Here is a 24,570-nt window from a genome sequence, read left to right as displayed (position 1 = left end):
TTCAGGCGATCTCCGGCTGGCGAAGGCGGGTTTCGATCCGTTGCACGGCCAGGCTCGGCTGGCGTTGCAGGCCACCGTTCCAGTTCAGTCGAGGCGCTGCCTGGCGGCCCAGTTGCAGCGGGCCGGCACCACGGACCAGCAGTACCAGGTTGCAGTCCAGGTCCGGGCCGAAATACAGCGCATAAAGGCTGGCGAGCAGCGGATGGGTTTCGCCAGTCGGCAGCAAGCTGCTGGCCTGGGTCGCGCTCAGCGGCCCCAGCGTCAGGCGCACGCCAGCGTGTTCGTCCCAGACCCGGGTACCGGCCACCGCGTTGCGGCCCAGGCGAAGATTGCGTCCGCCCGGCTGCAAGCGGCTGCGGCTGGCCGGCGGGATTTCACGCCAGCCTCCTTCATAGGCGTTCAGCTCGACGGGCAAGCCGAACTGTTCACGGACAATCGCCGCAAAGCCGGCCAGGGAACGCCGACCATCGGCATACAGCGCGGTGCAGGCCAGCACCGCTGAGTCGGGTGCGGCCTGGCGTTCCTGCATGGCCTTGGGCAGCAGTCCGGTCAACGCGCGCATTTGCGCCTGTACGGCGGACGAGCCTGGGGCCGTGAACCCCAGGGCGATGCGGTGTTTGCGCATCACTTTGTAAAGCAGGCTGAGCAGGCGATGCTGGAACAGGTCGAGGAATTCCGCCGGGGCATGGTCTTTTGCCCGCGCCCGTTGTTGCAGCCATTCCTGGTAGGCGTAGGGCAGCGGGCCGTCCGGGCCACCGAGGCCAAAGATTGGCGTGGCCAGGGTCGGCGGGAGCCCCGGTTCCTGGCACAGGCTTTCGATTTCACTGGCCGCGAACAGTGGCGTCAGGGGGCCGCGTAGGCGCAACGCCTCGGCGTGCGGCGCGGTGCCGCTGCCCAGAGGCTCGGCCTGCGGATGTTCGCGTTCGAGCAGCAACAAGGCCTGGAGCCATTCGAAGCGTTGCGGATCGCGTCGCAGACGCTCGCTGAGGTTCAGAGCGCCAGGGGTTTGCCGGCTTGGGGTTGCCATGTCTTCACCTCCTTGTCGGACTGGACCAGCACGGTGCGCACGAAGCGATTGGCGGTGGCGTACAGGGAGAAGAACTGCGCCAGTACGCCGGAGAACAGCACGGCGCTGCTGCCGACGAAATGATGCGGATCCAGTTGCAGGCGCACCTCCAGACCATTACGCCAGCCCCGCCAGGCGTCTTCGCCGAGATGGGCGATGACGCGCTCGCAGCCCAGTCCCGATACGCCGACGATCTGGCGACGCGCGCTGGCCTCGTCCCGCAGGTTGTGCAGTTCGAGAATCTCACGCAACGCGTCCAGCGCCTGGGGACCTTCCACCAGCGACAGGTGGTTGAGGGTCAATTGCGAAACCAGCCGCCAACGTGACTCCCCGTCCAGGCGCGGCAGGCTCTGCGGGCTGGGAGGGTTGCGCAGTCGCGCCCAGGCTACCGGCCCGGGGCGCTCGAAACCCAGTGGCGTGCCGGCCGGCAGGCTTTGGGCCAGGTGGCGGTTGGTGCACAGCAGTTCGGCGGTGAGGCTGTAATCCTGGGATTCGGCCGATGGATCGAACCGGGTATCCACGAGACTGACCATCAGGTCGGTGCCCAGTCGGTTCGGGGTCATGCCGCTGACTCGTCGTGCATGCCAATAACAGGGCTCGTCGCTGCCATGTTGGCTGCCGTAGTAAGCCGGAACTTTACGTACCCCCTGGCCAGTCATGGCGCGCATGCCCCTGATGCTGTGGATCTCCACACTGTTTTCCCGATGACTGTCGGCCACCAGCCGATACTCGCTGCGGGTGCCGTCCGGGCGCAGGGGCTCGGAAGTTCGGGGAAACAGGTTGATCACCGGTGCGCAGCCCAGGGCAATGTCGCTGGCCTGGAGCGGCAGGCGGCTGGTTGGCGCCCGGTCGAACACGATGTAGAGATATAAAGAAGCGTTGTCGCTGTTGGCGCCGGCCAGCGGCAGGTCGAAAAAGCCGAATTTGTCGGCAAAGGCGAAATACTCCGCCAACAGGCGCATGCCTGGATGCACGCCATCCTCATCAGGAAGCAAGGCTTGGTCGCTGGCGAAACCGACAATCTGCGGCAAACCCGCCAACGGTTCCGGCACGCTGCCCGGCGCGCCGGCCAGGACCTTGATGGCATGTGCGCCAAGCAAGTCGTACAGCCCGGCGTTGATGATCGGTGACGCCGCCAGGTGTACCCGCAGCGAGTCGATGCCCAGGGTCGACCATTGGCTTTTTCCCAGGCAACGCAGCTCCAGGCGCAAGGCCGAGCGCGCCTGGACCACCCCTGTCAGCGCCTGGGCCTCGTCACTGCCCAGCAACAAGGCTTCGCTGACTTGAAGTGGCCACAGGTGCACGGCGGCGGTGGTGCGAAAATGAATGCTTTGGCCTTTTTCCGTGGTGACGAACAAGGGCGTGTCGCGGGGCAGCGGGTAGCCCTCGTTCAAGTTGCCTTTGCTCGGGTCGGGCTCGAACTGCACGATGGCACAGGACGGCAAGGGCCGCATGGCCAGCGGATAAAGCTGTTCGAGCAGGGCATCGCTGAATTCGGCGTAGTCGTCGTCCAACCGACGCTGCAAGCGCGCGGCCAGCAGGGCGAACCCTTCCAGCAGGCGCTCGACGTGGGGGTCGGGGCACTCGCCGGGGGACAACTCCAGGCGCCGGGCGACCTTGGGGTAGCGCTCGGCGAACAGGCTCCCGGCATGCCGCAGCCAGGTCAGTTCGCGTTGGTAATAATCCAACAGTTGCGGATCAATCGAGTCGCTCATGGCGCACCTCCAAGCCGTCGCCGGCGTGCTCGATCACAAACGCCACCGGCCATGGCTGCGGGTCGCCACGCAGCTCGCCCAACAGGCGTATGCACAATTGCTGTGGATGGCCGGGCACCGGGCAGACCTCGACCTCGCCCAAGTGCAGGCGCGGTTCGAAGTGGGTGATGGCCTGGCGAATTTCCCGGGTCAGTTGGCGCCGGTCATCGCTGCGCTGCTGTTGCAGCGCGGTCCAGTCGGCGATGCCGTAGTCGAGGATGCTCGGTGGCTCGGTCAGCGCCCGTGGGCCTCGACGGGTATTGAACAGGCGCGACAGTTCGGCATGCACCGAGTCTTGCAACGCCTGCCGATCGAACGCCCGCCCGGTATCGTCCGCCAGGCTGGCCAGGCGTTCGAACAGGGGCGGGCGCAGCCCGAAACCAGCCATGGGCAGGACTTCCTTACTTGGTCATTTTGTTGGCGGCCAAGTCCCAGGTCGTGCCGGCCGTGCCTTCCTTGGTGCCGTCATCTTTCTGCGCGGTGAGCTCCCATTTGATCTTGGTGAAATTCAGCGACAGGGTTTCCACCGGTTTGCCGCCGGTGCCACCGCTGACACTGACGTTGGACAGCACGACGTTGGTCAGCGTGTAGACAATGAACGGCATGATTTGGCCGCTGCCTTCGGCGGCGTTGCGGCCGACGGTGATGACGGCTTGCGGGATCGGCTTGCCGGCGCAGCAATACTCATTGAGCGACGGGGTGGAGCTGTCGATGAATTTGGTCAGGGTGAATTCGCCGATATGCGGGCGGCCGGAGGTGCGCTCCGAGTTGCTGACGTCGTTGGTGACCTGCATGGCCACGTTGTGGCTGTAGGACATGACCTCGATCTTGTCCGTGAAACCCTCCAGCAGGCTGTCGCCCTTGATGTCGCCGCCGAGGTCGAGAATGATTGCATCCATTGTGTGGAACTCCTGAAGAAGACGAAATGGGCGGTGCCCGATACCGATGAATTAACCTGTGGCCAAGGCGCTTGCTGTGGCTAGAAAGCTTTTTATGGCTAGAGAGCTTTTGTGGCGAAGGAGCTTGCTCCCGCGTCACAAAAAGCTCTCCAGCCACAGAGCCACACCGTGGTCAGGCAGCTACCGGTGGCGGCAAGGTCGCCACGAGGCGGATCGAGGCCGTGAGTTCCTCCAGTTGGAAGTGCGGCCGCAGGAACACCGTCGCTTTATAGGCGCCAGGCTTGCCAGCCACCTCAGTCACGTCTACCCGGGCTTCGCGTAGCGGGTACTGCGCCTTGATCTCTTGCGGCGCGTTATCGTTGATCAGCACATAGTCGGCGATCCAGTTGTTGAGGTAGGTCTGCACGTTGTCGCGGGTCATGAAGCTGCCGACCTTGTCGCGCATGATGACCTTCAGGTAATGGGCGAAACGCGAGGCCGCGAGCACATACGGCAACATCGCCGAGATTCGCGCGTTGGCGTTGGCCTCGTTGGTGTTGTAGACCTTGGCCTTGTTGGTCGTCTGGCCGCCGAAGAACACCGCCACGTCGCTGTTTTTCTTATGGCAAAGGGCGATGAAGCCCAAGTCGTTGAGTTCTTTCTCGCGACGGTCGGTGATCGCCACTTCGGTCGGGCATTTGAGCGACAGGTCCCCGGAGCTGGTGCGGAAGGTATGGGCCGGCAGGCCTTCGACCGCGCCACCGCCCTCGGCCCCGCGAATCGCCGCGCACCAGCCGTATTTGGCGAAGGCCTCGGTGATGCGTTGCGACAGTGCCCAGGAGGCGTTGCCCCACAGGTATTTGCTGTGGTCGGTGCCGTTGACGTCTTCGACGTAGTTGATGCCTTCCACCGGCAGCGTGTCCGGGCCGTAGGGCAGGCGCAGCAGGAACTGCGGCAGCACCAGGGACACATAACGCGAATCTTCGCTTTCACGGAAGGCGCGCCACTTGATCAGCTCCTGGCTTTCGAAAATTTTCGACAGGTCCCGGGGGATTGCCAGTTCGGTGAAGCTGGTCATGTCGAACAGCCGCGGGCTGGCGGCGGCAATGAACGGCGCATGTGCGGCGGCGGCGACGTTCGAGAGTTTTTCCAGCAGGCCGATGTCCTGCGGATGGCGGCCAAAGGTGTAGTCGCCCACCAGCAGACTGAACGGGTGTCCGCCGAAGGTACCGTACTCCTCCTCGTAGATTTTCTTGAACAAGGCGCTCTGGTCGAATTCGACGGCTTTTTCCAAGTCGTTTTGCAGTTCTTTCTGGGTGACGTTGAGCAGGCGTAATTTGAGTCGGGTGCTGGTTTCGGTGTTCTGCACCAGCAGGTGCAGGCCGCGCCAGGAGGCCTCGAGTTTCTGTAGCTCGGGGTGGTGCAGGACTTCGTTGAGCTGGGCGCTGATCAACTGGTCGATCTGACTGATGCGGTCGTTGATCATCGCCACGGTGTCCTTGTCGATGGCCATGCCTTCGTCGAGGACCTGCGTGGCGAATTCGGCCAGCATGTCGCGGGCGTAGTCTTGCTGGCTGTCGTCGTGGGCCATGCGGCCTTCGGCGATGATCTTGTCCAGCAAGGACAGGGTCTGGGTCGTGCTCTCGCTGGTTTGAGCGCTGGATGAAGCAGGCATGGCTTTATCTCCCTTGAATGAGGCGCGCGATCAGGCCTGTGGTTCGGCCGGGGCAGGGTCATCGTTGGCGGCGACGGTCGGCAGTTCTGGCGTCGCGTCCTGTGGCCGGGCCGACTTGATCTCTTGCAGGCCTTCGGTGTTGGCGATCACGTCACGCAGCAGCTTGTCCAGGTCATCGTTGCCGTCGAGTTTGGTCAAAAGGTCCCGCAGGCGTTGGCGCGCTTCGAACAAGCGGCGCAGTGGCGTGACTTGCTCGACGACCTTGACCGGGTCGAAATCATCGATGTGGCGGAAGTTGAGTTCGATGTTGAGCTTGCTGTCGTCGCCGCTGAGGGTGTTGTTCACCTGCAGCGTGGCGCGTGGGGAGATGGAGGCGAGCACCTCGTTGAAATTATCCCGATCGATCTCGGTGAAGCGCCGCTCGTTGAGCTTGGGCAGCGGCTCCAATGGCTTGCCCGAGAGGTCGGCCAGAATGCCGACGACCAGTGGCAATTCTTTTTTCTCGATGGCGTTGCCGATTTCCACGTCGTAGGTGATCTGGACGCGGGGAGGGCGGACTCTGTCGAGCTTGTGCTGGGTACTTTCTGCCATGGCGGCCGACTCCGATGCATGTGTGGAAGCAATGCATCGGGAGTCCCGCTCATCGCATTCCCTTGCTGATCCGCAGGTTGCAAATGGACGGCAGAAAACCTGTCATTCCCTTGACGAACCTGGTCCATTCGACTGTGTGGGTCGAACTATCCAAGACGCTAGAACAGGTCTATAAAAATGCAAGCAAAAACAATTTTTGACCGCTGAGAAAAGGAAGATTCATTTTGCGTGGGTTTTTTCATGGATTTTTTTTCAGCCTGGCGCTCACGGGGTGTTCGTTCTTTGCCCCCAGTGTCGACCTGGACAGCTTGACCCTGGATGTCGCCCCCCGGGCCAATGACGACACACCGATCGCGGTGGATTTCATCGCGGTGAACGACCCGGACCTGCTCAAGCAGCTGTCGGGCATTACCGCCAGCCAATGGTTCGCCGAGCGCGAACAGTTCCAGCGCGACTATCGTCAACTCATGTCGGTATGGGGGCTGGAGCTGGTTCCGGGGCAATTCATCGACCGCCAACCCTTCCCATTGGAGGGCCGGCGCGCCGCTGGACTTTTGGTCTTCGCCAGCTATAACACTCCGGGAGCCCACCGGCTTCGGCTGGACGATCAGCACGAGGCCTGGCTGAAATTCGACAGTCGCGAGATGACCCTCGTGAATGACGACCTGCACAAGCAGCATTGAGTGACCGCGGGCCGCCTCGCGCGGCGATTTGGGATGTCGAAGGGAGTCGTATGAGCCTGTTACCTGACGCGGTGTGCTGGCACGAGGGCATGCAATTGCTGCCCCAGCATTTTCAATTGCAAGGGCTGCGCGCCGAGGCCCTCGCCGCGCATTTTGCCGGGGCCTGCAACCCTTGGTTCTGGGGCGTCAGCCAGTTGGAAGTCGATCCTTCGGCCCTGAGTGCCGGCCAGGTGCGCCTACTGCAATTGCAAGGCACCTTGCCGGACGGCTTGCCGGTCAACCTGCAAGCCGGTGTCGGGCCAGCCCTGGAACTGGACGTCAGCGAGGCGATCGACAAGACCGACGATGCCACGGTGACCGTTTATCTGGCGGTCAGCCCGCTGTGGCGCGCCGGGCATTTACTGCCGCTCAAGGGCCGCTTGCAATCGGTGGTCGGCGATGCCTTGCCAGACCTCACCAGCGGCGAATTTCCCGAGTCGATCACGGTCTGGCGACCCAACCCAAGGCTTTGCACGCAACTGAGCAAGGCTGATTCGATCTGCTTGCCATTGCTGCGCATCCGCAGGGAGGGCGGTGGTTTCTGGCGCGTGCCGTATACGCCGCCAACGCCGATCCTGTTGCCGGAGTCGGCCCTGGGTCGGCGGGTGGCCGGGGTATGCGCCAGAGCCAGGGAAAAGTGCATGTTCCTGGCCGGTCGCTTGCGCCAGGCCCAGGCGGCTGGCAATCAGGACGATGCCATGGAGATCCGCCGGCAGTTAACGGCCCTATGGGCGCGCTTGCCGGAAGTTGAAGGGATGTTGAATACCCGGGTGGCGACGCCCCAGGCGCTCTACGGTTTGCTGCTCGGGCTGGCCGGTAGCTGGTCGGCGCTGGATCCACTGGCGGGCGTCCCGGCTTTCGCGCCGTTGGATTTTCTCGAATTGCAGCGCGGCTACGAGCCGCTGCTCGACTGGCTGGAAAACACCCTGGAACTGGTCCGCGCCGGTTACCGAAGCCTGGCGTTCGAGCGCAACGAGCAGGTCTTCTCGATCCAGTTGCCTGACGATCAGCCGAATCAACGCCTGGTGATCGGTTTGCGCATGCCCAACGGCGCCGGCGAACAAGCGGCGGCCGAATGGTTGCGCGGCGCGATCATTGCGTCGGCGCCCCACATTGCGTTGCTGAGCCGCCAACGCATGAGCGGTTTGCCCCACCAGGCCATGAGCCGCAACGAACAGGTGGCCTACAGCGTCGGTGACGACACCCGTTTGTTTGTGGTGGCCGCCAGCGGGCAATGGTTCGACGGACAACTGCCGCTGCACATCGTGGCGCCGGCTTCGGCCCAGGCCAGCAGCCCGTGGCAAGTGGTGCTGTTCGTGGCGCAAGCCAGTGAAAGTGCCTGACCGCAGAAGGGGAGTCGTATGCCTGACGGAAGTGGCGGGGTGGTCCGGAGTCTGCACGAGGCGCCGCTGAGCAGCGCGTTTCGCCAAGCCTGGTTGAAGTGGTCCCAGGAGTGGCAAGACCTGCCCAAGGACAGCGCCCCGGCAATCGTGATCAATCGGGTCGTGGAGTTTTCCGGTCGCGGCGCCCAGCGCCTATGGCGGGTGGCCTACGCCACCGTCGGCGATGCCGCTTCCGAGCAGGTCAAGGCGCTGGTCTACGCCTTCGTGGCGCTGGTGGACGAGACCTTGCTGTTCAGCCCTTGGCCCGGACAACTGGCCTGGCAGCAGCACCCCCTCGAGTCACGCATGTACGCCAGCCGCCAGGCCGGCGAACGCTTGCCCGCAGCGATCAAGAAGTTGCTGGATGAGCAGATGCCCGGCACTCGGGATCTGGCAAATGTCTACCTGCAATGCCTGATCCTCGGATTCCAAGGGCGCTTGCGCGGCGAGCCTGGCCAGGTTCAACACGAAAAATGGCGCGTGGCGTTGTTCACCTTTGCCTGGCAACACGAACCCGATTACGTCGATGTCAGCCAGCGCCTGGCGATGTCCGCGGCGGCGACGCCCGTGCGTATGCCCGCGCAGCAATCCTTGCCGGACGGCTTTCGCCTGGGGTTGGCGATCGTGGCGATGGTGCTATTGCTGACTGGCTTGGGGCAGGTCTTCTGGCGTGACATCCGCCTGGAGCTCGAACCGGTGTTGCAATTGAACGAGTCGTCCCTTCAGGAGCAGGATTCATGAGCACGCTAAGCATCGTCGCCTTGGTGCTGCTCGCCATTGTCGTGGTGCTGGTAATCGCGGCAGCGGTCTGGTGGTTGCGGACCCAGGGCGGGGCGGCGATTCGCAGTTTCTACGGGGCGGTGCGCCAGATGGAGCAGGAGCAGGGCACCCGCGACCGCTACCAGACGCCTTGGCTGATGATGCTCGGCAACGAAACCGACGGTGCCCAGCTGTGCAGCCAGTGGCGTTTGCAACCCACGGACAAGGCGGGCTGGTTCGGGCGCTGGTTTTGCGATGCCGAGGGCGCCGTCCTGGTGGTGCCCCAGGCGTTGTTCCTGCCCGATGAAGGCATGAACCGGCAACGGGGCAATTGGTGGCGACTGCTGGGCCTGCTGTTGCGGCTGCGCAGCAAGCGGCCGTTGGACGGGGTGATCTGGACAGTACCGTTCGGCAAGCTCGATGACATCGAGCAAACCACTGAGCTGAGCCTCAAGGTCCGGCGGGTTTTTATCGACCTGCTGCAACGGTTTGGCCTCAGCCTCCCGGTGTACGTGGTGATCACCGGGATGGAAGAGTTGCCCGGGTTCCAGGAGTTGGTCAGCGCGCTGCCTGCCACGGCGCGAGAATCGATGCTGGGCTGGTCGTCGCCTTACTTGCCTGATGCGGCGTGGCAATCGCACTGGAGTGACCAGGCGCTGGATGAGATTAACGCCGCGCTGGCGCAATCGATCATCGAGATCGGTGCGCTGTCGGGACAGCTGGGCAACGACCTTTATGGTCTGCCGGAACGCTTCGAAGGCTTGCGAAGGGCCTTGCAGATCTTGTTGGAGCCAGTGTTTCAGGGCAACGCCCAAGGCGAGGCGCCGCGATTTCGCGGCGTGTACTTCACCGCCAGCCAGGCATCGGCCATCAGTGGTGACAGTCTGACCGCCCATCACAATGCCCAGCGGCAATCGGTATTCGCCCGGCAATTGTGGTCGCGACGTCTAATGGCTGAACGCGGCCTGGCCCAGCCGGTACCTCGCTTGCTGCGCGTGCGCCAACGCGGGCATAGGCTGGCCGGCGCGGTGGCGTTGGTGGTGGGCCTGGCCTGGTTGGGCGGCATGGTCTGGGTCTGGCGCGATTCGGTGGAAAACGCCGAGGAACTGTCGCGATTGGTCCTCAGTGCCCACAAGAATCACATCGTCGTTGATCCGGACCAGCCGCAACTGGATCCGACCCGGCATAACGTGCAGAACTACTGGAACGTCCTGGAGAAAGCGCCGCGCTGGCGTTATGTCTCGGTCGTCTTTCCCACCTCCTGGTTTTCCTCCGTGGACACGCAGCTGGAGGATGGCTTGCGCTTGACCGCCCGGCACCATTGGATATTGCCGTTGCGAGATTTGCTCAACGACGACCTGGAACAACTCAAGTCCATCCGCAACACCGAGCGGCGGGGCAACGTAGAGAACGACGACCCGGCGCAGTGGCAAAGCTACGTGAAGGCCAAGGCACTGGTGGACCTGGCGGCACGCCTCGAGCAGCACAACCAGATGTTCAGCCAAGTGGTGAATGATCCCAAGGCGCCACTGGACGAACTGGTGCTGTTGAGCAACGCGGCGTTGTCCCTGGGCCTCAACACCGGCACTTTGAGTCGCCCACGGTTCTACAACCGGGTCCTGTTCGACGCGCACAACAGCGACTTGCAAGGGCTGGACCTGAACGCCGCGCGCCCGGTGATCGCCGATAATTTCACCGGGCTGATGCAACGCTGGCTGGACCATTACTTCCTGGCGGACAACTTCGTTCGCCAGGCCGGTTACCTCAAGCTGCATTTGCAACGACTGGAGGCCGGCAGCGGCAACTCCTTGAGTGAGCTGGAAGACCTGATGGCGTTGATCGATGACTTGCAGACGCTGGTCAGCCTGACCAACTCCGCCTGGGGCCGGGGCAAGGGCCAGGACCTGGTACCCGGATACACCCAGATGCTGGACAAGGTCAGCCACAGCACCTTGCTTGGCCCGGACATCACACAGGACCTGGAGAGCCAGGCGGCGAAGTTGCAGCAGAACTTTCGCGACCAGTGGATCGTCCAGAGTGGTTCCCGGGACAACCTGCTGGTGCAACAGGGCAGCGGCCTGCTGGTGCTGCAGGACCATGTCACGGCCCTGGACGGTGCGGTGCAAGCGCTGTTCAAACGTGATTTCGTGGCGCTGGCGATGCAGAAGGATCCGTCGACTGGCAATCTCGCTCCGATAGGCCAGGGCGATGGCGGTGATGATTTCAGCGTCGCCCTGAATTACTTCGCCAGCTACAAGAGCTACGCCAGCGAAGAGCTGTCGCGGATTCCGCCGGATTACCGCGACGCGCTGATGCAGGCCGCCGAAGCCGCCGCGGCCCGGGCCATGTGGTTGAGCCTGGATGAAAATGACCAGCCGCTGCCCGGCACCGGCTTCAATGTGCAAACAACCCAGGCGGTTGCGCTGCAAAAAGCTTTCATGGATGTGCACCGCAGCGACCTGGCGATACGTTTCCAGCGCTTGCTCAATCGCCGGGCATTGGCGCAGATCAACAGTGGCCTGGACGAAATCGATGCCCAGCCATTATTCAGCCAGCGCGCCGACATCGAGCGTTGGGACGGTTCGAAGAACTTCGGCTTGCAGCTGTACGGCGCCAACGATCCACAGGAACTGAAGCTGAACCTGAACCAGCAATTCAACGCCATGCTGCAGATCGCCGAACAGCGCATGCCTGCCCTGGAATGGTTGATCGTCCAGCAGGACGACCTGTCCGCCCTGGAGCATGACCAGGTGGCGCGGTTCATGGCCCTCAATGACGAATTGCTTAAGTACAAGAATCAGAATCCGGCCAGCTCGGCTGCCCAGTTGGAGCAATTGGTCAGTCGGGATTTCAATGCGATGGACACCGCGTCCTGCGCGCAGATCTTGCAGACCTCCAGCCTGTCCGGCGGGCGCGGTGATCTGGCTCGGCGCACCGTCGCGTTGCAGCAGGGTGCGCTGCAGCGTTGCCTGTACCTGCAACAGAACCAGGCGGCGACCGCCTGGAACGACTTGGCCAATTATTTCAATCAGTACCTCGCCGGTCGCTTTCCGTTCTCCCAAGACGTGCGGGCCAGCGATGCCGATCCGGCACGTGTGCAGCACTTGTTGGCGTTGATCGAGACGCGCGTGCCCCTGGCCCAGGCCGGGCTGACGCTGAGCCAGACGCCCGAGCGGTTGGCGGCCGAGGATTTCCTCAACCGCTTGAAGCAGGCCGGTGTCTGGCTCGGGCCGCTGTTCGTGCGGGACAAGAGCGGCATCCTGGGCGTGGAGATGGACGTGCGCTGGCGTACCGATCGCGATGAGGAGCATGGTGCCGACCAGGTCATCGCCTGGAGCCTGGACGCCGGCAACCAACAGATCAGCTACCCCGGCGGCGGTCAGCAGAACCTGCGCTGGAAGGTCGGCCAGCCCGTGCGCCTGACCTTGCGCTGGGCCCGCAACGGTTACCAGCGTCCGGCCAACGACCCGTTGCAACCAAACCTGGTGGTGCGCGACCTCGAAGCCGGCTGGGAATACCAGGGGCCATGGTCGTTGTTGCGCCTGATGCGTTCGCTGGTGTCGGCCCAGCGCCAGCCGAATGTCGACTACACCGATTTCCCCCTGGCCCTGCAACTGCCGGTGACCGCCCAGACCCAGGCTCGCACGGCGCAGCAGACCTTGATGTTCATGCGCTTGTCTCTGATGAGCCAAGGATCCAAATTGCCGCTGTCGATCGCGCCGCTACCGACGCAGGCGCCCCGTTCGCCTTTCCTGGCGCCGGCGTCGAGGCCTGCCATTGCCACCCGTGAGGAAGGCCTGTGAGTTTGCCCATGAAGCCGTTACCCGAATTGGTCAGCCAACTGCTCGAACCGATCAGCGCCGAATCGCCCTGCGGCCAGGACTTGCGCTACGAAACGGAGTACGACCAGTTGCGCGAGTTGCGCCGGGAAGACGACACCAGCCTCCCCACCGGCGTGTGGCAGTCTTCGATCAAGCGCGCGCTCTGGCCGGACCTGGAGCGGCTCGCGACCACGTTGCTGCTGGAGCGCAGCAAGGACCTGATGATCAGCGCCTGGCTGGGGGAGGCCTGGCTGCACCTGGCCGGACTGGACGGCTTGCCCGGCAGCCTGGCGCTGGTGGCGGGGCTGTGCGAGCGTTATCCGGAACACCTGCATCCCCTTGCCGAGGATGGCGATCAATCGTGGCGGGTGATTCCGCTGGAATGGCTGGCCCGTCGCTACAGCGAAGTGCTACTGACGCGGGTGCCGTTGCTTGATGGCCGCGACCCAGCCTTCGCGGGTTTCAGCCTGGACGATTGGCAGCGCCTGCAGCGCCAGCAAGTTCAGGGCAACGACAGCAAGAACGCCAAGGCCTCGGCGGAGGCGGCGCGCAACGAGCAAAAGAAACTCAGCGAACTGATTCGCAGCATACCGTTGTCCTTCTGGTTGCATCGCCAGGGCAGCCTGATGTTGAGCCTGCAACACTTGCAACGGCTCGAAGCCTGGAGCGACGCCTACCTGGGCAACCTGGCGCCGGGCTACAAATCCTTGCAGGACGTGATGCAGGCCATGTTGACATTGGTAGAGGAGTTCATCGCGATGCATCCACAGCAACCCGCCGTCGTGCCCGCACAAACATCTCCCGTGGCAGGGGCGCCGATGTCCCAGCCGACGGCGGCACCTGCCCAGGTCTTCCAGGAGCCGGCCAATCGTGAAGAGGCCTATCGACAGCTGCTGGTCATCGCCGGTTACCTGGCGCGCACCGAACCCCACAGTCCCGTGCCCTATCTGATCCGGCGCGGTGTGGAGTGGGGCAACAAGCCGCTGAGCGAGCTGCTGGGTGAACTGATCAGTGCCGATGCCGAGTCTCGACGGCTGTGGACGTTACTCGGGGTCCTCTAATGCTGCGCGTCGGGTAGCTCCACTGGCGTCAGCACCGGTTTGCCGGAAAAAAACGCGTTCAGGTTATCGCCGACCAACTCCACCATGGCGCGTGTCGCTTCCGGCGACAGGCCGGCCACGTGAGGTGTCAGCACGACGTTGGACAAATGCTTCAGGGCGTCGGGTACTTCGGGTTCATGGTCGAATACATCCAGCGCAGCCCCGGCAATTCGCCGATGTTCGAGGGCGTAGATGAGCTCGGTCGTGGCGACCACGCTGCCGCGGGCAATGTTGACCAGGAATCCGTTGGGACCCAGGGCGTCGAGGGCTTGCTTGTTGATTAACTGGCGGGTGTCCAGCCCTCCGGGCGTGGCGATAATCAGGAAATCCGAGACCCTGGCCAGTTCGGTGGGGGTTGCGCAGAAGGCGTAGGGCACATCGTTGCGCACGCGACGGTTGTGGTAGCTGACGTTCATGTCGAAACCGAGGGCGGCCCGCTTGGCAATCGCCATGCCCACGGCGCCGAGGCCCAGGACACCCAAGTGCTTGCCGGCGAGGGAAGGGCGCGTGCTTCGCGGCCATTCGCCACGGCGCAGGGCCGCATCGGATCGAGGCACATCGCGCACCAACGCCAGCAGCAACGCCATCGCATGGTCCGCCACCGACGAGGCGTTGACCCCGGCACCGTTGGTGACGACGATGCCTCGGTCGCTGGCCGCTTGCAGGTCCACTTGCTCATAACCGGCGCCAATCACGCAGATGATCTTCAGGTTGGGCAGTGCCGTCATCTCTTCGGCGGTCAAACCCAGGGGGCCACGGGTCAACACCGCGCTGAACCGGTCGCCGTGTTCGAAGATCGCTGCCTTGCGTTCGGCGGGCGTGGGCGCCAACTCCAGGTAATAGCCCTGGCGTTCGAGAATCGGCAGGTATTCGTTGACGGTTTCAACCAGTACCAGGACGGTTGCGGTCATGCTGGGCTCCTGTAGGCGCTGTTTCGATCATTAGGTATTCAACCTGATTGTAGGAGTCGAAGGCAGAGGTGGCCTGGGCTTTTTATGGTCATTTTTGGATTCTGTTCAGTCGTCGTTGGAACGAGTCAAAAAATCTGCTCCCCACAACCACTCCTCAGCTAAGCCTTTGCTTCTGCTCGTTAATCCCGGACAATCGCGCCCCTGTTTCGGCCAGGGCGCTGCCTGTCGGGGTTTTCCGACTCGTCCCGGCCGGGTGCATGTGACCGGAAAGCGGAGATCCGACCGGATGAATGATCAGGCCAACAGCGTCGAAGAGCGCTTTGAAACGATAGCCCCAGCCACCCTCAGTCAATGGGGTCGCCACGACACGACGTGGATGCTGGGCCTGTTTGGTACCGCCATTGGTGCCGGCACTCTGTTCTTGCCTATCAATGCAGGGCTCGGCGGTTTCTGGCCGCTGCTGGTCCTGGCGGTGCTGGCCTTCCCCATGACGTTCTATGCCCACCGGGGCCTGACTCGTTTCGTGCTGTCCGGTCGCGACGGGGCGGACATTACCGAGGTGGTGGAGGAGCATTTCGGCATCAAGGCCGGCGCGCTGATCACCCTGTTGTACTTCTTTGCGATCTTCCCGATCCTGCTGATCTACAGCGTGGCGTTGACCAACACGGTGGGCAGTTTCCTGGAGCATCAACTGCACGTGCAGCCACCGCCTCGGGCGGTGTTGTCGCTGGTGCTTATCCTCGGCCTGCTGGCTGTGGTGCGCTGCGGCGAACAGGTGATCGTCAAGGCCATGGGCCTGATGGTCTATCCGTTCATCGTGGCGCTGCTGTTCCTCGCGGTGTTCCTGGTACCCCATTGGAGCGGCGGGATCCTGACCACCGCGTCGACGATGCCGGAGCCTTCGGCTCTGCTGCATACCCTGTGGCTGGCAATCCCGGTGATGGTGTTCTCGTTCAACCATTCGCCGATCATCTCGGCATTCGCGGTGGACCAGAAACGTCGCTACGGCCATAACGCTGAGGAGCGCAGCGCGCAGATCCTGTCGCGCGCCCATGTATTGATGGTGGTGATGGTGCTGTTCTTCGTGTTCAGCTGCGTGCTGACGTTGACCCCGGCGCAACTGGCCGAGGCCAAGGCGCAGAACCTGTCGATCCTGTCGTACCTGGCCAACCACTTCAGCAACCCGACCATTGCCTTTGCGGCGCCGTTGATTGCTTTCGTGGCGATCGCCAAGTCGTTCCTCGGGCATTACATCGGCGCCAGCGAAGGCCTCAAGGGCCTGATCGTCAAGAGCGGCCGCCGCCCGGCTGCCAAGACGCTCGATCGCCTGACTGCCGCGTTCATGCTGGTGGTGTGCTGGGTCGTCGCCACCCTCAACCCGAGCATCCTGGGCATGATCGAAACCCTGGGCGGCCCGGTGATCGCGGCGATCCTGTTCCTGATGCCGATGTACGCCATTCGCAAAGTCCCGGCCATGGCCCGCTATCGCGGCCAGGCGTCCAATGTCTTTGTGGTGTTGGTGGGGGTGGTGGCGATTACTGCGCTGGTCTATTCCCTCTTGGCGTGACCTGTTTTTTTGTGGGAGCGAGCCTGCTCGCGAAAGCGGTGTCACAGTCGATGAAGATGTTGGATGGGCCGGCCTCATCGCGAGCAAGCTCGCTCCCCAGGTTTTGCGGTGTATATGAATTTTGTGTTCGCTGAAAATCCAACGGATATGTACCCAGAAAAAGGGCATTTTCCCAGAAATAGACGGGCATAAAAAACGCCGCCCCTCGCAAGAGGGGCGGCGTTTTTAGTCGGGCGTCTTAAGCTTTAGGCTTGGACGACCGGGATGTTGGCGTTTGCAGCCGCTTCACGGAACTCGGCGATCTGGTCGAAGCTCAGGTAGCGGTACACGTCCGCTGCCATGCTGTCGATCTTGCCAGCGTATTCCATGTACTCCTCGACGGTCGGCAGGCGACCCAGGATCGACGCTACGGATGCCAGTTCGGCCGAAGCCAGGTAGACATTCGCGCCGTCGCCCAGACGGTTCGGGAAGTTACGGGTCGAAGTCGAGACTACGGTGGAGTTCGGCTCGACGCGTGCCTGGTTACCCATGCACAGCGAGCAGCCTGGCATTTCCATCCGTGCACCGGCCTTGCCGTAGATGCCGTAGTAGCCTTCTTCGGTCAGTTGGTGAGCGTCCATCTTGGTCGGCGGCGACAGCCACAGGCGGGTTGGCAGCTGGCCCTTGACCTGATCCAGCAGTTTACCGGCGGCGCGGAAGTGACCGATGTTGGTCATGCACGAACCGATGAACACTTCGTCGATCTTCTCGCCAGCAACGCTGGACAGCAGGCGGGCGTCGTCCGGGTCGTTCGGCGCGCAGAGCACAGGCTCGCTGATCTCGGCCAGGTCGATCTCGATGACTTCGGCGTATTCGGCGTCGGCATCGGCTTCCATCAGTTGCGGGTTGGCGATCCAGGCTTCCATCGCTTGGGCGCGACGCTCCAGGGTACGTGCATCGCCGTAGCCTTCGCCGATCATCCAGCGCAGCAGGGTGATGTTGGACTGCAGGTACTCGGTGATCGACTCTTTCGACAACTTGATGGTGCAACCGGCAGCCGAACGTTCGGCCGAGGCGTCGGACAGTTCGAAAGCCTGTTCCAGGGTCAAGCCTTCCAGGCCTTCGATTTCCAGGATGCGGCCGGAGAAGGCGTTTTTCTTGCCTTTCTTCTCGACGGTCAACAGACCTTTCTGGATGGCGAAGTATGGAATGGCATGAACCAGGTCACGCAGGGTGATGCCAGGTTTCATCTTGCCTTTGAAGCGCACCAGGATCGATTCCGGCATGTCCAGCGGCATGACGCCGGTGGCAGCGGCGAACGCGACCAGGCCGGAACCGGCCGGGAACGAGATGCCCATCGGGAAGCGGGTGTGCGAGTCGCCACCGGTACCCACGGTGTCTGGCAGCAGCATGCGGTTCAGCCACGAGTGGATGATGCCGTCGCCCGGACGCAGGGAAACGCCGCCGCGGGTCATGATGAAGTCAGGCAGGGTGTGGTGGGTGGTGACGTCGATCGGCTTCGGATAGGCCGCGGTGTGGCAGAAGGACTGCATCACCAGGTCAGCCGAGAAGCCCAGGCACGCCAGGTCTTTCAGTTCATCACGGGTCATGGGACCGGTGGTGTCCTGGGAGCCCACGGTGGTCATTTTCGGCTCGCAGTAGGTACCAGGGCGCACGCCTTGGCCTTCCGCCAGGCCGCAAGCCTTGCCGACCATCTTCTGCGCCAGGGTGAAACCCTTGGTGCTTTCGGCTGGCGCTTCAGGCTTCTTGAACAGGTCGAACGGTGGCAGGCCCAATTCGGCGCGAGCCTTCTCGGTCAGGCCACGGCCGATGATCAGCGGAATACGGCCGCCGGCGCGGACTTCGTCCAACAGCACCGGGGTCTTCATTTCGAAGGTGGTGATGACTTCGTCGGTACCGTGCTTGCAGACTTTGCCGGCATGCGGGTACAGGTCGATCACGTCGCCCATGTTCATGTTCGACACGTCGAACTCGATAGGCAGTGCGCCGGCATCTTCCATGGTGTTGTAGAAGATCGGGGCGATCTTGCTGCCGAAGCAGAAACCGCCAGCGCGCTTGTTCGGCACGTACGGGATGTCGTCGCCGAAGAACCACAGCACCGAGTTGGTGGCCGATTTACGCGAGGAACCGGTACCGACCACGTCGCCGACGTAGGCGATCGGGAAGCCCTGGCCGCGCATTTCTTCGATCTGCTTCATCGGGCCGGTCTTGCCTTGCTCGTCCGGAACGATGCCGTCACGGGCCATTTTCAGCATGGCCAGGGCGTGCAGCGGGATGTCCGGGCGGGACCAGGCGTCCGGGGCAGGGGACAGGTCGTCGGTGTTGGTTTCGCCGGTGACCTTGAACACGCGCAGGCTGATCTTGTCGGCCAGCACCGGGCGCTTCTTGAACCACTCGCCTTCAGCCCAGGATTGCAGCACGGCCTTGGCGTGAACGTTACCGTTCTTGGCTTTTTCAGCCACGTCGTGGAAGGCATCGAACATCAGCAGGGTGTGCTTGAGTTCTTCGGCGGCGACGGGTGCCAGCTCGGCGTCGTCCAGCAGCTCGACCAGGGTCACGATGTTGTAGCCGCCCTGCATGGTGCCGAGCAATTCGACGGCGCGCTTCTTGTCCAGCAGAGGGGATTGGGCCTGGCCCTTGGCCAGGGCGGACAGGAAGCCAGCCTTGACGTAGGCAGCTTCGTCGACTCCAGGCGGAACGCGATTGGTGATCAGGTCAACGAGGAAAGCTTCTTCGCCAGCCGGAGGATTTTTCAGCAGCTCGATCAGGCCTGCAGTTTGTTCGGCGTTAAGCGGCTGGGGAACGATACCCAGGGCTGCGCGCTCTTCGATATGTTTGCGGTAGGCTTCAAGCACAGTTATTACCCTCATCAGTGGTCCCAAATGGGTGTCCGGGACGCTCATCCAGAAACTCACGGCACTCATGCGCGTCAGGGGGCTTTTTGGGCCTCCACGCCAGAATTGCCGGAGTTCCTCACAGAAGCTGCTTTCAAAGTTTTACGCCTGCAGAACGGGAGCTGATGAGGGTTGGCGTTGGGCTTTCCCCGCTGGAAAGACCCTTCGCCAACACCGCTCTGAAGGAACGACTGTGCTCGTGACGCTTTGAAAACAGCTTCTAACGGACATTGGCGCCTTAAAAGGCTGGCTGATTCTACGGGAAAAAAAATTAAAGGTAAGTTGGGCTTCCAGGTTTGAGGGGTGATCAATCTTAGACAAAGGGCTAACATGCCCGCCTGTCCTGTTTTTGCGTGTGCGTTGCCTTATGCCCAACCAGCTCATCAAGACGCCCTGCGTCGGCCTCTGTTCCACTGTCTACGGTGACCTGGTGTGCCGTGGCTGCAAGCGGTTCCACCATGAAGTGATTCACTGGAACGGCTACAACGAGGACGAAAAACGCGCGGTGTGGATGCGGCTCGAGCAGCTGTTGGTGCAGGTGATGGTGGCGAAGCTGGAGGTGTTCGATCCAACGTTGCTGCGCCAGCAACTGGAAGCGCGCAAGATCCGCTTCGTGCCGCATCAGTCGGAATATTGCTGGGCCTACCAGCTGATCGCCCGTGGCGCGCGGGTGATCAACAACCTGGAAGCCTACGGCATGGTGCTGTTGCCGGAGTTTCGCGATTGGGAGCTGCCGGACCTGCGCGATGCCATTGATCGGGAATTCTTCCTCCTGTCCGAAGCCCATTACCAGCGCTATATCGCGCCGGGGTTCCTGAAGGATGCGATCGGCGGCTGAGCCGTGAGGAGGCTTTTGTGGCGAGGGAGCCTACCGCCAGCGCCTGTTTTATTCCTTCACCGCCAACTCCACCAGGTGATCCTCGACCTCCTGGGGCTTGAGCACCAGTACGTCGCTTTCCAGCGCATCGAGCACGGCTTCGGCGGTGTTGCCGATCAACACGCCTGACAAGCCGGAGCGCGCCACGGTGCCGATCACCGTGACGGCTGCCTGGAGCTTGTGGGCCATGTAGGGGATCAATACGTCCGCCGGGCCTTCCTGAACGTGCAAGTGCTGGTCGTCGATGTCGAATTCAGCCTGGAATGCCCGGCATTGCTCGCGATATTGCGCTTCGATGGTTTCCTTGAGCTGGAAAGTCGGATCGGCCGCCGAGAGCATCGGTGACGGATGAGCGCTGATGACGTGAAGGTGCGCCTTGGCCAGGAGGGCGATGTCATAGCCATGGTCGATGATGGTCGAGTGCAGGTGGCGATGCTCGCCATCGGCGTTGCCGACATCGACTGCCGCCAGGATGACCCTGTCTTTCCAGGAACCGCTGGTCTTGACCAGCAGCACCGGCGTCGGGCAATGGCGCAGCAGCTTCCAGTCCGCTGGCGTCAACAGGGCTTTTTTCAACGGGCTGTCGGGGAAATGCTGCTTGATGACCAAGCCGCAACCCTCGGCCTGCTGCACGTCGATGATGGTTTCGTAGAGACTTTCGTTCCAGGCCTGTTCAGTGGACACGCTGTAGCCGTCGGCCAACAATGCGCTTTTGAGTACGCTGAGCAGGCCCGCATGATCGTGGTGTTTGTCGCACACCAGCAGGTGCAGGTGAGCCTGGGTCACGCCGGCGATCAGTTTGGCCCGCTTGAGCGCGAGACTTTCCGAATGTTCAGGTTCGATGACCACCAGGATGCTGCGAATGGCTTGCATGATCGGCGTCTCCAGCGATAAAGGGGTATGGCGTTGCTCAACTATAGTTGCTGTGCGAGGCTCGTCGACTTGATGCATATCAACGGTGGTGACTGGTGGTCTGGAGGCAGGCCGGTATAATCGGCGCCCTTTGCTCGACTACCTTTTCCCGTGAGCCCCATGATCCTTCCCGAAATCCACGAGTTCCTCGGTTGCCGCACCCCTGATGCCTGGGTCCAGGCTGCGTTGGCCGATCAGGACACGCTGCTGATCGACCACAAGAACTGCGAGTTCAAGGCCGCCAGCACCGCCCTGAGCCTGATCGCCAAGTACCATTCGCACGTTGATCTGATCAACATGATGTCGCGCCTGGCCCGGGAAGAACTGGTGCATCACGAGCAGGTCATGCGCTTGATGAAAAAACGCAAGGTCGGCCTGCGCCAACTTTCCGCCGGGCGCTACGCCTCGGGCCTGCGCAAAGTGGTGCGCAGCCACGAGCCGGTGAAACTGGTGGACACCCTGGTGGTCGGCGCTTTTATCGAAGCCCGTAGCTGCGAGCGTTTCGAGGCCTTGGTGCCGCATCTGGACGAGGAACTGGGCAAGTTCTATTTCGGCCTGTTGAAAAGCGAGGCCCGGCATTTCCAAGGTTACTTGAAGCTGGCCTATCAGTACGGCGACGCCAAGGACATCGTCCAGGTGATCGACAGGGTTCGTGAAGCCGAGCGCGAGCTGATCGAGTCGCCGGATGTGGAATTGCGGTTCCACAGTGGCGTGCCGACCTAACGGGTCAAACCCAACCGCTCATGCCACTGGGCAATCGACTCTTCGGGATACACCTCGAACTGCTGGTCGCCCGGATGCGCCTCGACTTCCACCCACGGAGCCTTGGAGCCCAGCATCAAGTGGGTGCGCTGCGGCGGTACCGGCAGTGGCGTGTCGATGGCTGAGGCAAACGGATGTATCAGCTCCGGCCACTCCGGGCTGAACAACCAAAGTCCCGAACCGCACAACGAGCAGAAATGCCGTTCGGCGCTGCTGCGGTGGGCGCGTTTATCACCTTCATCCTTGAGTCGCGCATGGTAGATGGTGATGTGCTTGCGGCCTTGTACCTTGAGGCTTTTCGCGTCACCCGACAGGTTGATTGCAAAACCGCCGCCGCCCTGGGTCTTGCGACAGATCGAGCAATAGCAGCGCTGGTAAGGGTAGGGGTGACGGCTGTCCAGGCTGAACGAAACGGTGCCGCAGTGGCAGGATCCTTCGAGGTGCATGGGGGGAATCTCCAGACAGGGGTTGAATACTCTGGACAACCTCAAGGGGGCGAATGTTCTGATCTACTTGGGCACCCGCCACAAATACCACGCCGCCACCGTCCGGTAAGGGCTCCAGGCCTGGCCGATAGCGGCCATCTGACGGCGATTCGGCTGGGCGCCCAGCCCCTTGAGCCGTCGATATCCCTCGCGAACCCCGAAATCATCCGCCGGCAGGATATCCGGCCGTTCCAGGCTGTAGATCAACAGCATCTCGACAGTCCAGCGCCCGACGCCGCGCAGGCTGACCAGGCGTTCGATCAGTGCCTCATCCTCCATGGCCCGTGCCGAGGCGTAATCCGGCACGACTCCGTCCAGTGTCGCCTGGGCGATGCCCTGGAGGGTTGCGATCTTGCTGGCGGAAAATCCGCAGTTGCGCAATAGCACGCCGTCAATCGCCAATAGTTCTCTGGGGTCGGGAAAGGCCGCGGGGGCAAACAGCGCCAGGAGCCGCCCGAGAATGGCATCCCCGGCCTTGGCATGCAGTTGTTGATAGGCGATCGCCCGTACCAGCGCCTCGTAGGGTTCACGGGTCGGCTTGGGTTGCAGCAGGCAAGGGCCGACGGATTCGACGTGGCGTTGCCAGTCTTCGTCAAGGTTGGCCAGGAAAGTACTCGCTTCGTGGTAGGGCAGGTTCATCTGTCTCTCGTTTCGGGGCAGATCAAAACGCCAGGGGCAAGGAAACCTGTACCGCGGCTTGTTCCAGCCGCAGCAGAAACGCCTTGCGCGGCTGGCCGCCTCCATAGCCGGTCAATGCACCATCGGCGCCAATCACCCGATGGCAGGGGACGACAATGGCCAGGCGATTCTGTCCGTTGGCCAAGCCCACTGCGCGGCTGGCGCCGGGGCTGCCGAGAGCGCAAGCAACGGCGCCGTAGCTGCGGGTTTCGCCATAGGGAATCTTTTGCAATTCGCCCCAGACCCGGATCGCAAAGGCGCTGCCGGGCATGTGCAACGGTACATTGAAAGTCGTGAGCTTGCCGGCGAAGTAGTCGGCCAGTTCGCTTTCGATCTGTTGCAAATGAGCGTTGTGGCCCGGGGCAACCGTGTAGTCGTAGCGTTGCTGCAGTTCTTCCAACTCTTTGGTCAAGGCCGGGCGGTCAAGAAACTCCAGCAGCACCAGCCCACGACGTTCAGCCATGGCCAGCATCGGCCCCAATGGGGTGGTCAGGCGGGTGAACAATAGTGGTTCGCTGAGGCCGGCGCGGCCGGGGGTGATATGAAAGGACTTCACGAACGCATCGCGAAAACCGCTCAGGGATTCATAGCCTGAGTCGAACGCCGCGTTGTCAATGGAGGCGCCGTCCTTGATCCCGCCCAGGGCGATGCCCAGCCGCCGGGTGCGCAGGTAGGCATGGAAGGTCATGCCGAAATGCTGCTTGAACCAGCGTCGCAGCCTGAGCGGTTCGATGCCTTGCTCCAGCAGCAGCGCGTCGCTCCAGCGCAGGTCGGGGCCCGCATCCACGGCCTTGAGCAGGGCCTGGATCCAGTCCGGTGCGATGGCAGCGGCGTCCAGCGGCTTGCAGCGCAGGCAGGCTCGATAGCCGGCCGACATGGCTTCATCGGCGTGGGCGAAGAACTCCACGTTCTCCGGCTTCGGCTTGCGCGCCGTGCAAGTGGGGCGGCAGAAAATACCGGTGGTCTTGACCGCAGTGAAGAACACCCCCTCGTAGGCGGTGTCTCGTTCGAGCATGGCGCGGACCATTTCGGCGTGGGGCGGTAGAAGCGAGTCTTGTAGGTTCATGGATGGAGCATAGAACCGAGCCCCGGACGACTCCACCGAAAAATCGACAGTGAATTTTCCAGTCGTTTGGTCGGACAATCGCGAACAAAAATTGAACCTTCGAGTCTTAAAGGTTCACCCGCTGTTTTTGTCTTTCGGAGACATCATGTCCAAACATAAGAAATCCCTCATCGCCGTTGCTGTCTGTGCCCTGGCGCTTGGTGCTTCGGCGCTGTTGCCTGCCGACCTGTCGCCTATCGGTTCGAGCTATGCCGCAGGCAATGGTGGTGGTGGTGGCGGTGGCGGTGGTGGCGGCGGCAACGGCGGTGGTGGCGGTCACGGTGGAGGAAACGGCGGTGGCAATGGCGGCGGCCACGGTGCTGGCATTGGTGGCGGCCAGGGCCATGACAAGTCGGGCGACGCCCGCGGCCTTGGCAAGGGATTGGCCAGCGACCACACCGGCACTCGTACCCGCACCCGGGATCATGGCGTGAGCGGCAAGCACACCGGCACTACCCGCACTGATCGCGCCAGCAAGTCTTCGGTGACCTCGGCCATTGCCAAGGATCGTGATACGCGCGGCCTGACCAAGGCGTCGGCAATTTCCACAGCCACGCCAGGCACCCACAACACCAAGGGCCTGACCAACGCGACCAGCTCGTCGATCAAGAACGATCGCTGATCGCCTGGA

General features: G+C 62.5%; 21 protein-coding genes. 9 read left to right on the top strand and 12 right to left on the bottom strand.

Annotated elements, in window-relative coordinates; all coding sequences use genetic code 11:
- Position 1 precedes the first annotated feature (1 nt).
- The 6 genes from tssG to tssB all read right to left on the bottom strand — a co-directional run bounded on the left by tssG (position 2) and on the right by tssB (position 5,964).
- Positions 2 to 1,027 carry a type VI secretion system baseplate subunit TssG gene (gene tssG, locus JZ00_RS01435; RefSeq protein WP_039593039.1) on the bottom strand — a complete coding sequence of 342 codons (1,026 nt, stop codon included), beginning with the start codon at positions 1,025 to 1,027 and terminating at the stop codon, positions 2 to 4.
- A complete protein-coding gene (tssF, locus tag JZ00_RS01430; RefSeq protein ID WP_046508801.1) occupies positions 991 to 2,781 on the bottom strand; it encodes a type VI secretion system baseplate subunit TssF in 1,791 nt (596 codons plus the stop codon). Before tssF ends, tssG begins: the two co-directional genes overlap by 37 nt.
- On the bottom strand, positions 2,765 to 3,208 hold the full coding sequence (gene tssE, locus JZ00_RS01425; protein ID WP_039591366.1) for a type VI secretion system baseplate subunit TssE: 444 nt from the start codon (positions 3,206 to 3,208) through the stop codon (positions 2,765 to 2,767). The genes tssF and tssE overlap by 17 nt, the downstream gene beginning before the upstream one ends.
- Before the next feature lie 13 nt (positions 3,209 to 3,221).
- Positions 3,222 to 3,719 (bottom strand): Hcp family type VI secretion system effector, encoded by a 498-nt coding sequence (locus tag JZ00_RS01420; RefSeq protein ID WP_039591364.1) that lies wholly within the window; start codon positions 3,717 to 3,719, stop codon positions 3,222 to 3,224.
- A 172-nt stretch (positions 3,720 to 3,891) separates the two neighbouring features.
- Positions 3,892 to 5,373, bottom strand: coding sequence for a type VI secretion system contractile sheath large subunit (gene tssC / locus JZ00_RS01415; protein ID WP_039591362.1), 1,482 nt, complete (start codon positions 5,371 to 5,373; stop codon positions 3,892 to 3,894).
- A gap of 30 nt (positions 5,374 to 5,403) precedes the next feature.
- Positions 5,404 to 5,964 carry a type VI secretion system contractile sheath small subunit gene (tssB, locus tag JZ00_RS01410; protein ID WP_039591360.1) on the bottom strand — a complete coding sequence of 187 codons (561 nt, stop codon included), beginning with the start codon at positions 5,962 to 5,964 and terminating at the stop codon, positions 5,404 to 5,406.
- A gap of 224 nt (positions 5,965 to 6,188) precedes the next feature.
- Between tssB and JZ00_RS01405 the strand changes: the two genes are divergently transcribed.
- From JZ00_RS01405 to tssA, 5 genes are read left to right on the top strand one after another with little or no spacing between them, the layout of a single operon-like run.
- Entirely contained in the window at positions 6,189 to 6,647 is a 459-nt protein-coding gene (locus JZ00_RS01405) for a hypothetical protein (protein ID WP_039591359.1), read from the top strand.
- Positions 6,648 to 6,697: 50 nt separating this feature from the next.
- Complete coding sequence (gene tssK, locus JZ00_RS01400; RefSeq protein ID WP_039591357.1) at positions 6,698 to 8,029, top strand: type VI secretion system baseplate subunit TssK; 1,332 nt, start codon at positions 6,698 to 6,700, stop codon at positions 8,027 to 8,029.
- An 18-nt stretch (positions 8,030 to 8,047) separates the two neighbouring features.
- Positions 8,048 to 8,809: a DotU family type IV/VI secretion system protein gene (locus JZ00_RS01395; protein WP_039591356.1), complete on the top strand. Its 762-nt coding sequence runs from the start codon at positions 8,048 to 8,050 to the stop codon at positions 8,807 to 8,809.
- Positions 8,806 to 12,630, top strand: a complete 3,825-nt coding sequence (locus JZ00_RS01390) for a type VI secretion system protein (protein WP_039591355.1) — start codon at positions 8,806 to 8,808, stop codon at positions 12,628 to 12,630. The genes JZ00_RS01395 and JZ00_RS01390 overlap by 4 nt, the downstream gene beginning before the upstream one ends.
- The gene (gene tssA, locus JZ00_RS01385; RefSeq protein ID WP_039591353.1) at positions 12,627 to 13,709 is read left to right on the top strand and encodes a type VI secretion system protein TssA; all 1,083 of its coding nucleotides are present in this window, start codon (positions 12,627 to 12,629) and stop codon (positions 13,707 to 13,709) included. Before JZ00_RS01390 ends, tssA begins: the two co-directional genes overlap by 4 nt.
- Here tssA and JZ00_RS01380 read toward each other — a convergent pair.
- A complete protein-coding gene (locus tag JZ00_RS01380) occupies positions 13,706 to 14,659 on the bottom strand; it encodes a 2-hydroxyacid dehydrogenase (RefSeq protein WP_039591351.1) in 954 nt (317 codons plus the stop codon). The two genes, tssA and JZ00_RS01380, sit on opposite strands and share 4 nt — an antisense overlap.
- Before the next feature lie 286 nt (positions 14,660 to 14,945).
- Between JZ00_RS01380 and JZ00_RS01375 the strand changes: the two genes are divergently transcribed.
- Positions 14,946 to 16,226 (top strand): serine/threonine transporter, encoded by a 1,281-nt coding sequence (locus tag JZ00_RS01375; RefSeq protein ID WP_039591349.1) that lies wholly within the window; start codon positions 14,946 to 14,948, stop codon positions 16,224 to 16,226.
- A 245-nt stretch (positions 16,227 to 16,471) separates the two neighbouring features.
- Here the strand turns inward: JZ00_RS01375 and acnB are convergent, their stop codons facing one another.
- Positions 16,472 to 19,081 (bottom strand): bifunctional aconitate hydratase 2/2-methylisocitrate dehydratase, encoded by a 2,610-nt coding sequence (gene acnB, locus JZ00_RS01370; RefSeq protein WP_039591347.1) that lies wholly within the window; start codon positions 19,079 to 19,081, stop codon positions 16,472 to 16,474.
- A 406-nt stretch (positions 19,082 to 19,487) separates the two neighbouring features.
- Between acnB and JZ00_RS01365 the strand changes: the two genes are divergently transcribed.
- Positions 19,488 to 19,958, top strand: a complete 471-nt coding sequence (locus tag JZ00_RS01365) for a DUF1289 domain-containing protein (RefSeq protein WP_039591345.1) — start codon at positions 19,488 to 19,490, stop codon at positions 19,956 to 19,958.
- Positions 19,959 to 20,006: 48 nt separating this feature from the next.
- On the opposite strand, the gene JZ00_RS01360 is transcribed toward JZ00_RS01365, so the two are convergent.
- Complete coding sequence (locus JZ00_RS01360; protein ID WP_039591343.1) at positions 20,007 to 20,870, bottom strand: universal stress protein; 864 nt, start codon at positions 20,868 to 20,870, stop codon at positions 20,007 to 20,009.
- Positions 20,871 to 21,029: 159 nt separating this feature from the next.
- On the opposite strand from JZ00_RS01360, the gene JZ00_RS01355 reads away from it, so the two are divergent.
- Positions 21,030 to 21,632: a MiaE family protein gene (locus tag JZ00_RS01355; protein WP_039591341.1), complete on the top strand. Its 603-nt coding sequence runs from the start codon at positions 21,030 to 21,032 to the stop codon at positions 21,630 to 21,632.
- On the opposite strand, the gene JZ00_RS01350 is transcribed toward JZ00_RS01355, so the two are convergent.
- The 3 genes from JZ00_RS01350 to JZ00_RS01340 form a co-directional block, all read right to left on the bottom strand.
- Positions 21,629 to 22,117: a GFA family protein gene (locus JZ00_RS01350; protein ID WP_039591339.1), complete on the bottom strand. Its 489-nt coding sequence runs from the start codon at positions 22,115 to 22,117 to the stop codon at positions 21,629 to 21,631. The genes JZ00_RS01355 and JZ00_RS01350 overlap by 4 nt on opposite strands.
- Positions 22,118 to 22,180: 63 nt before the next feature.
- Positions 22,181 to 22,795, bottom strand: coding sequence for a DNA-3-methyladenine glycosylase family protein (locus tag JZ00_RS01345; RefSeq protein WP_039591336.1), 615 nt, complete (start codon positions 22,793 to 22,795; stop codon positions 22,181 to 22,183).
- A gap of 22 nt (positions 22,796 to 22,817) precedes the next feature.
- The gene (locus JZ00_RS01340) at positions 22,818 to 23,900 is read right to left on the bottom strand and encodes a bifunctional transcriptional activator/DNA repair enzyme AdaA (RefSeq protein ID WP_039591335.1); all 1,083 of its coding nucleotides are present in this window, start codon (positions 23,898 to 23,900) and stop codon (positions 22,818 to 22,820) included.
- Between the two features lie 145 nt (positions 23,901 to 24,045).
- Here JZ00_RS01340 and JZ00_RS31150 point away from each other — a divergent pair, with 145 nt between their 5' ends.
- On the top strand, positions 24,046 to 24,561 hold the full coding sequence (locus JZ00_RS31150) for a hypothetical protein (protein ID WP_039591333.1): 516 nt from the start codon (positions 24,046 to 24,048) through the stop codon (positions 24,559 to 24,561).
- The last annotated feature ends 9 nt before the right edge of the window (positions 24,562 to 24,570 follow it).

Origin of the sequence: Pseudomonas frederiksbergensis (genome assembly GCF_000802155.2) — a bacterium.
In the GTDB taxonomy this organism is placed as follows: Bacteria; Pseudomonadota; Gammaproteobacteria; order Pseudomonadales; family Pseudomonadaceae; genus Aquipseudomonas; species Aquipseudomonas frederiksbergensis_A.
Note: the sequence above shows the minus strand (reverse complement) of the source record. Positions and strands in the feature narration are given on the sequence as shown.

Coding starts and splice junctions, on each gene's coding strand:
- JZ00_RS01390 (WP_039591355.1), top strand. CDS start 8,806: ATGAGCACGCTAAGCATCGTCGCCTTGGTGCTGCTCGCCATTGTCGTG.
- JZ00_RS01380 (WP_039591351.1), bottom strand. CDS start 14,659: ATGACCGCAACCGTCCTGGTACTGGTTGAAACCGTCAACGAATACCTG.
- tssE (WP_039591366.1), bottom strand. CDS start 3,208: ATGGCTGGTTTCGGGCTGCGCCCGCCCCTGTTCGAACGCCTGGCCAGC.
- JZ00_RS01350 (WP_039591339.1), bottom strand. CDS start 22,117: ATGCACCTCGAAGGATCCTGCCACTGCGGCACCGTTTCGTTCAGCCTG.
- JZ00_RS01340 (WP_039591335.1), bottom strand. CDS start 23,900: ATGAACCTACAAGACTCGCTTCTACCGCCCCACGCCGAAATGGTCCGC.
- JZ00_RS01395 (WP_039591356.1), top strand. CDS start 8,048: ATGCCTGACGGAAGTGGCGGGGTGGTCCGGAGTCTGCACGAGGCGCCG.
- tssF (WP_046508801.1), bottom strand. CDS start 2,781: ATGAGCGACTCGATTGATCCGCAACTGTTGGATTATTACCAACGCGAA.
- tssG (WP_039593039.1), bottom strand. CDS start 1,027: ATGGCAACCCCAAGCCGGCAAACCCCTGGCGCTCTGAACCTCAGCGAG.
- tssB (WP_039591360.1), bottom strand. CDS start 5,964: ATGGCAGAAAGTACCCAGCACAAGCTCGACAGAGTCCGCCCTCCCCGC.
- tssK (WP_039591357.1), top strand. CDS start 6,698: ATGAGCCTGTTACCTGACGCGGTGTGCTGGCACGAGGGCATGCAATTG.
- JZ00_RS01355 (WP_039591341.1), top strand. CDS start 21,030: ATGATCCTTCCCGAAATCCACGAGTTCCTCGGTTGCCGCACCCCTGAT.
- JZ00_RS01360 (WP_039591343.1), bottom strand. CDS start 20,870: ATGCAAGCCATTCGCAGCATCCTGGTGGTCATCGAACCTGAACATTCG.
- JZ00_RS01365 (WP_039591345.1), top strand. CDS start 19,488: ATGCCCAACCAGCTCATCAAGACGCCCTGCGTCGGCCTCTGTTCCACT.
- JZ00_RS31150 (WP_039591333.1), top strand. CDS start 24,046: ATGTCCAAACATAAGAAATCCCTCATCGCCGTTGCTGTCTGTGCCCTG.
- JZ00_RS01375 (WP_039591349.1), top strand. CDS start 14,946: ATGAATGATCAGGCCAACAGCGTCGAAGAGCGCTTTGAAACGATAGCC.
- tssC (WP_039591362.1), bottom strand. CDS start 5,373: ATGCCTGCTTCATCCAGCGCTCAAACCAGCGAGAGCACGACCCAGACC.
- JZ00_RS01345 (WP_039591336.1), bottom strand. CDS start 22,795: ATGAACCTGCCCTACCACGAAGCGAGTACTTTCCTGGCCAACCTTGAC.
- JZ00_RS01420 (WP_039591364.1), bottom strand. CDS start 3,719: ATGGATGCAATCATTCTCGACCTCGGCGGCGACATCAAGGGCGACAGC.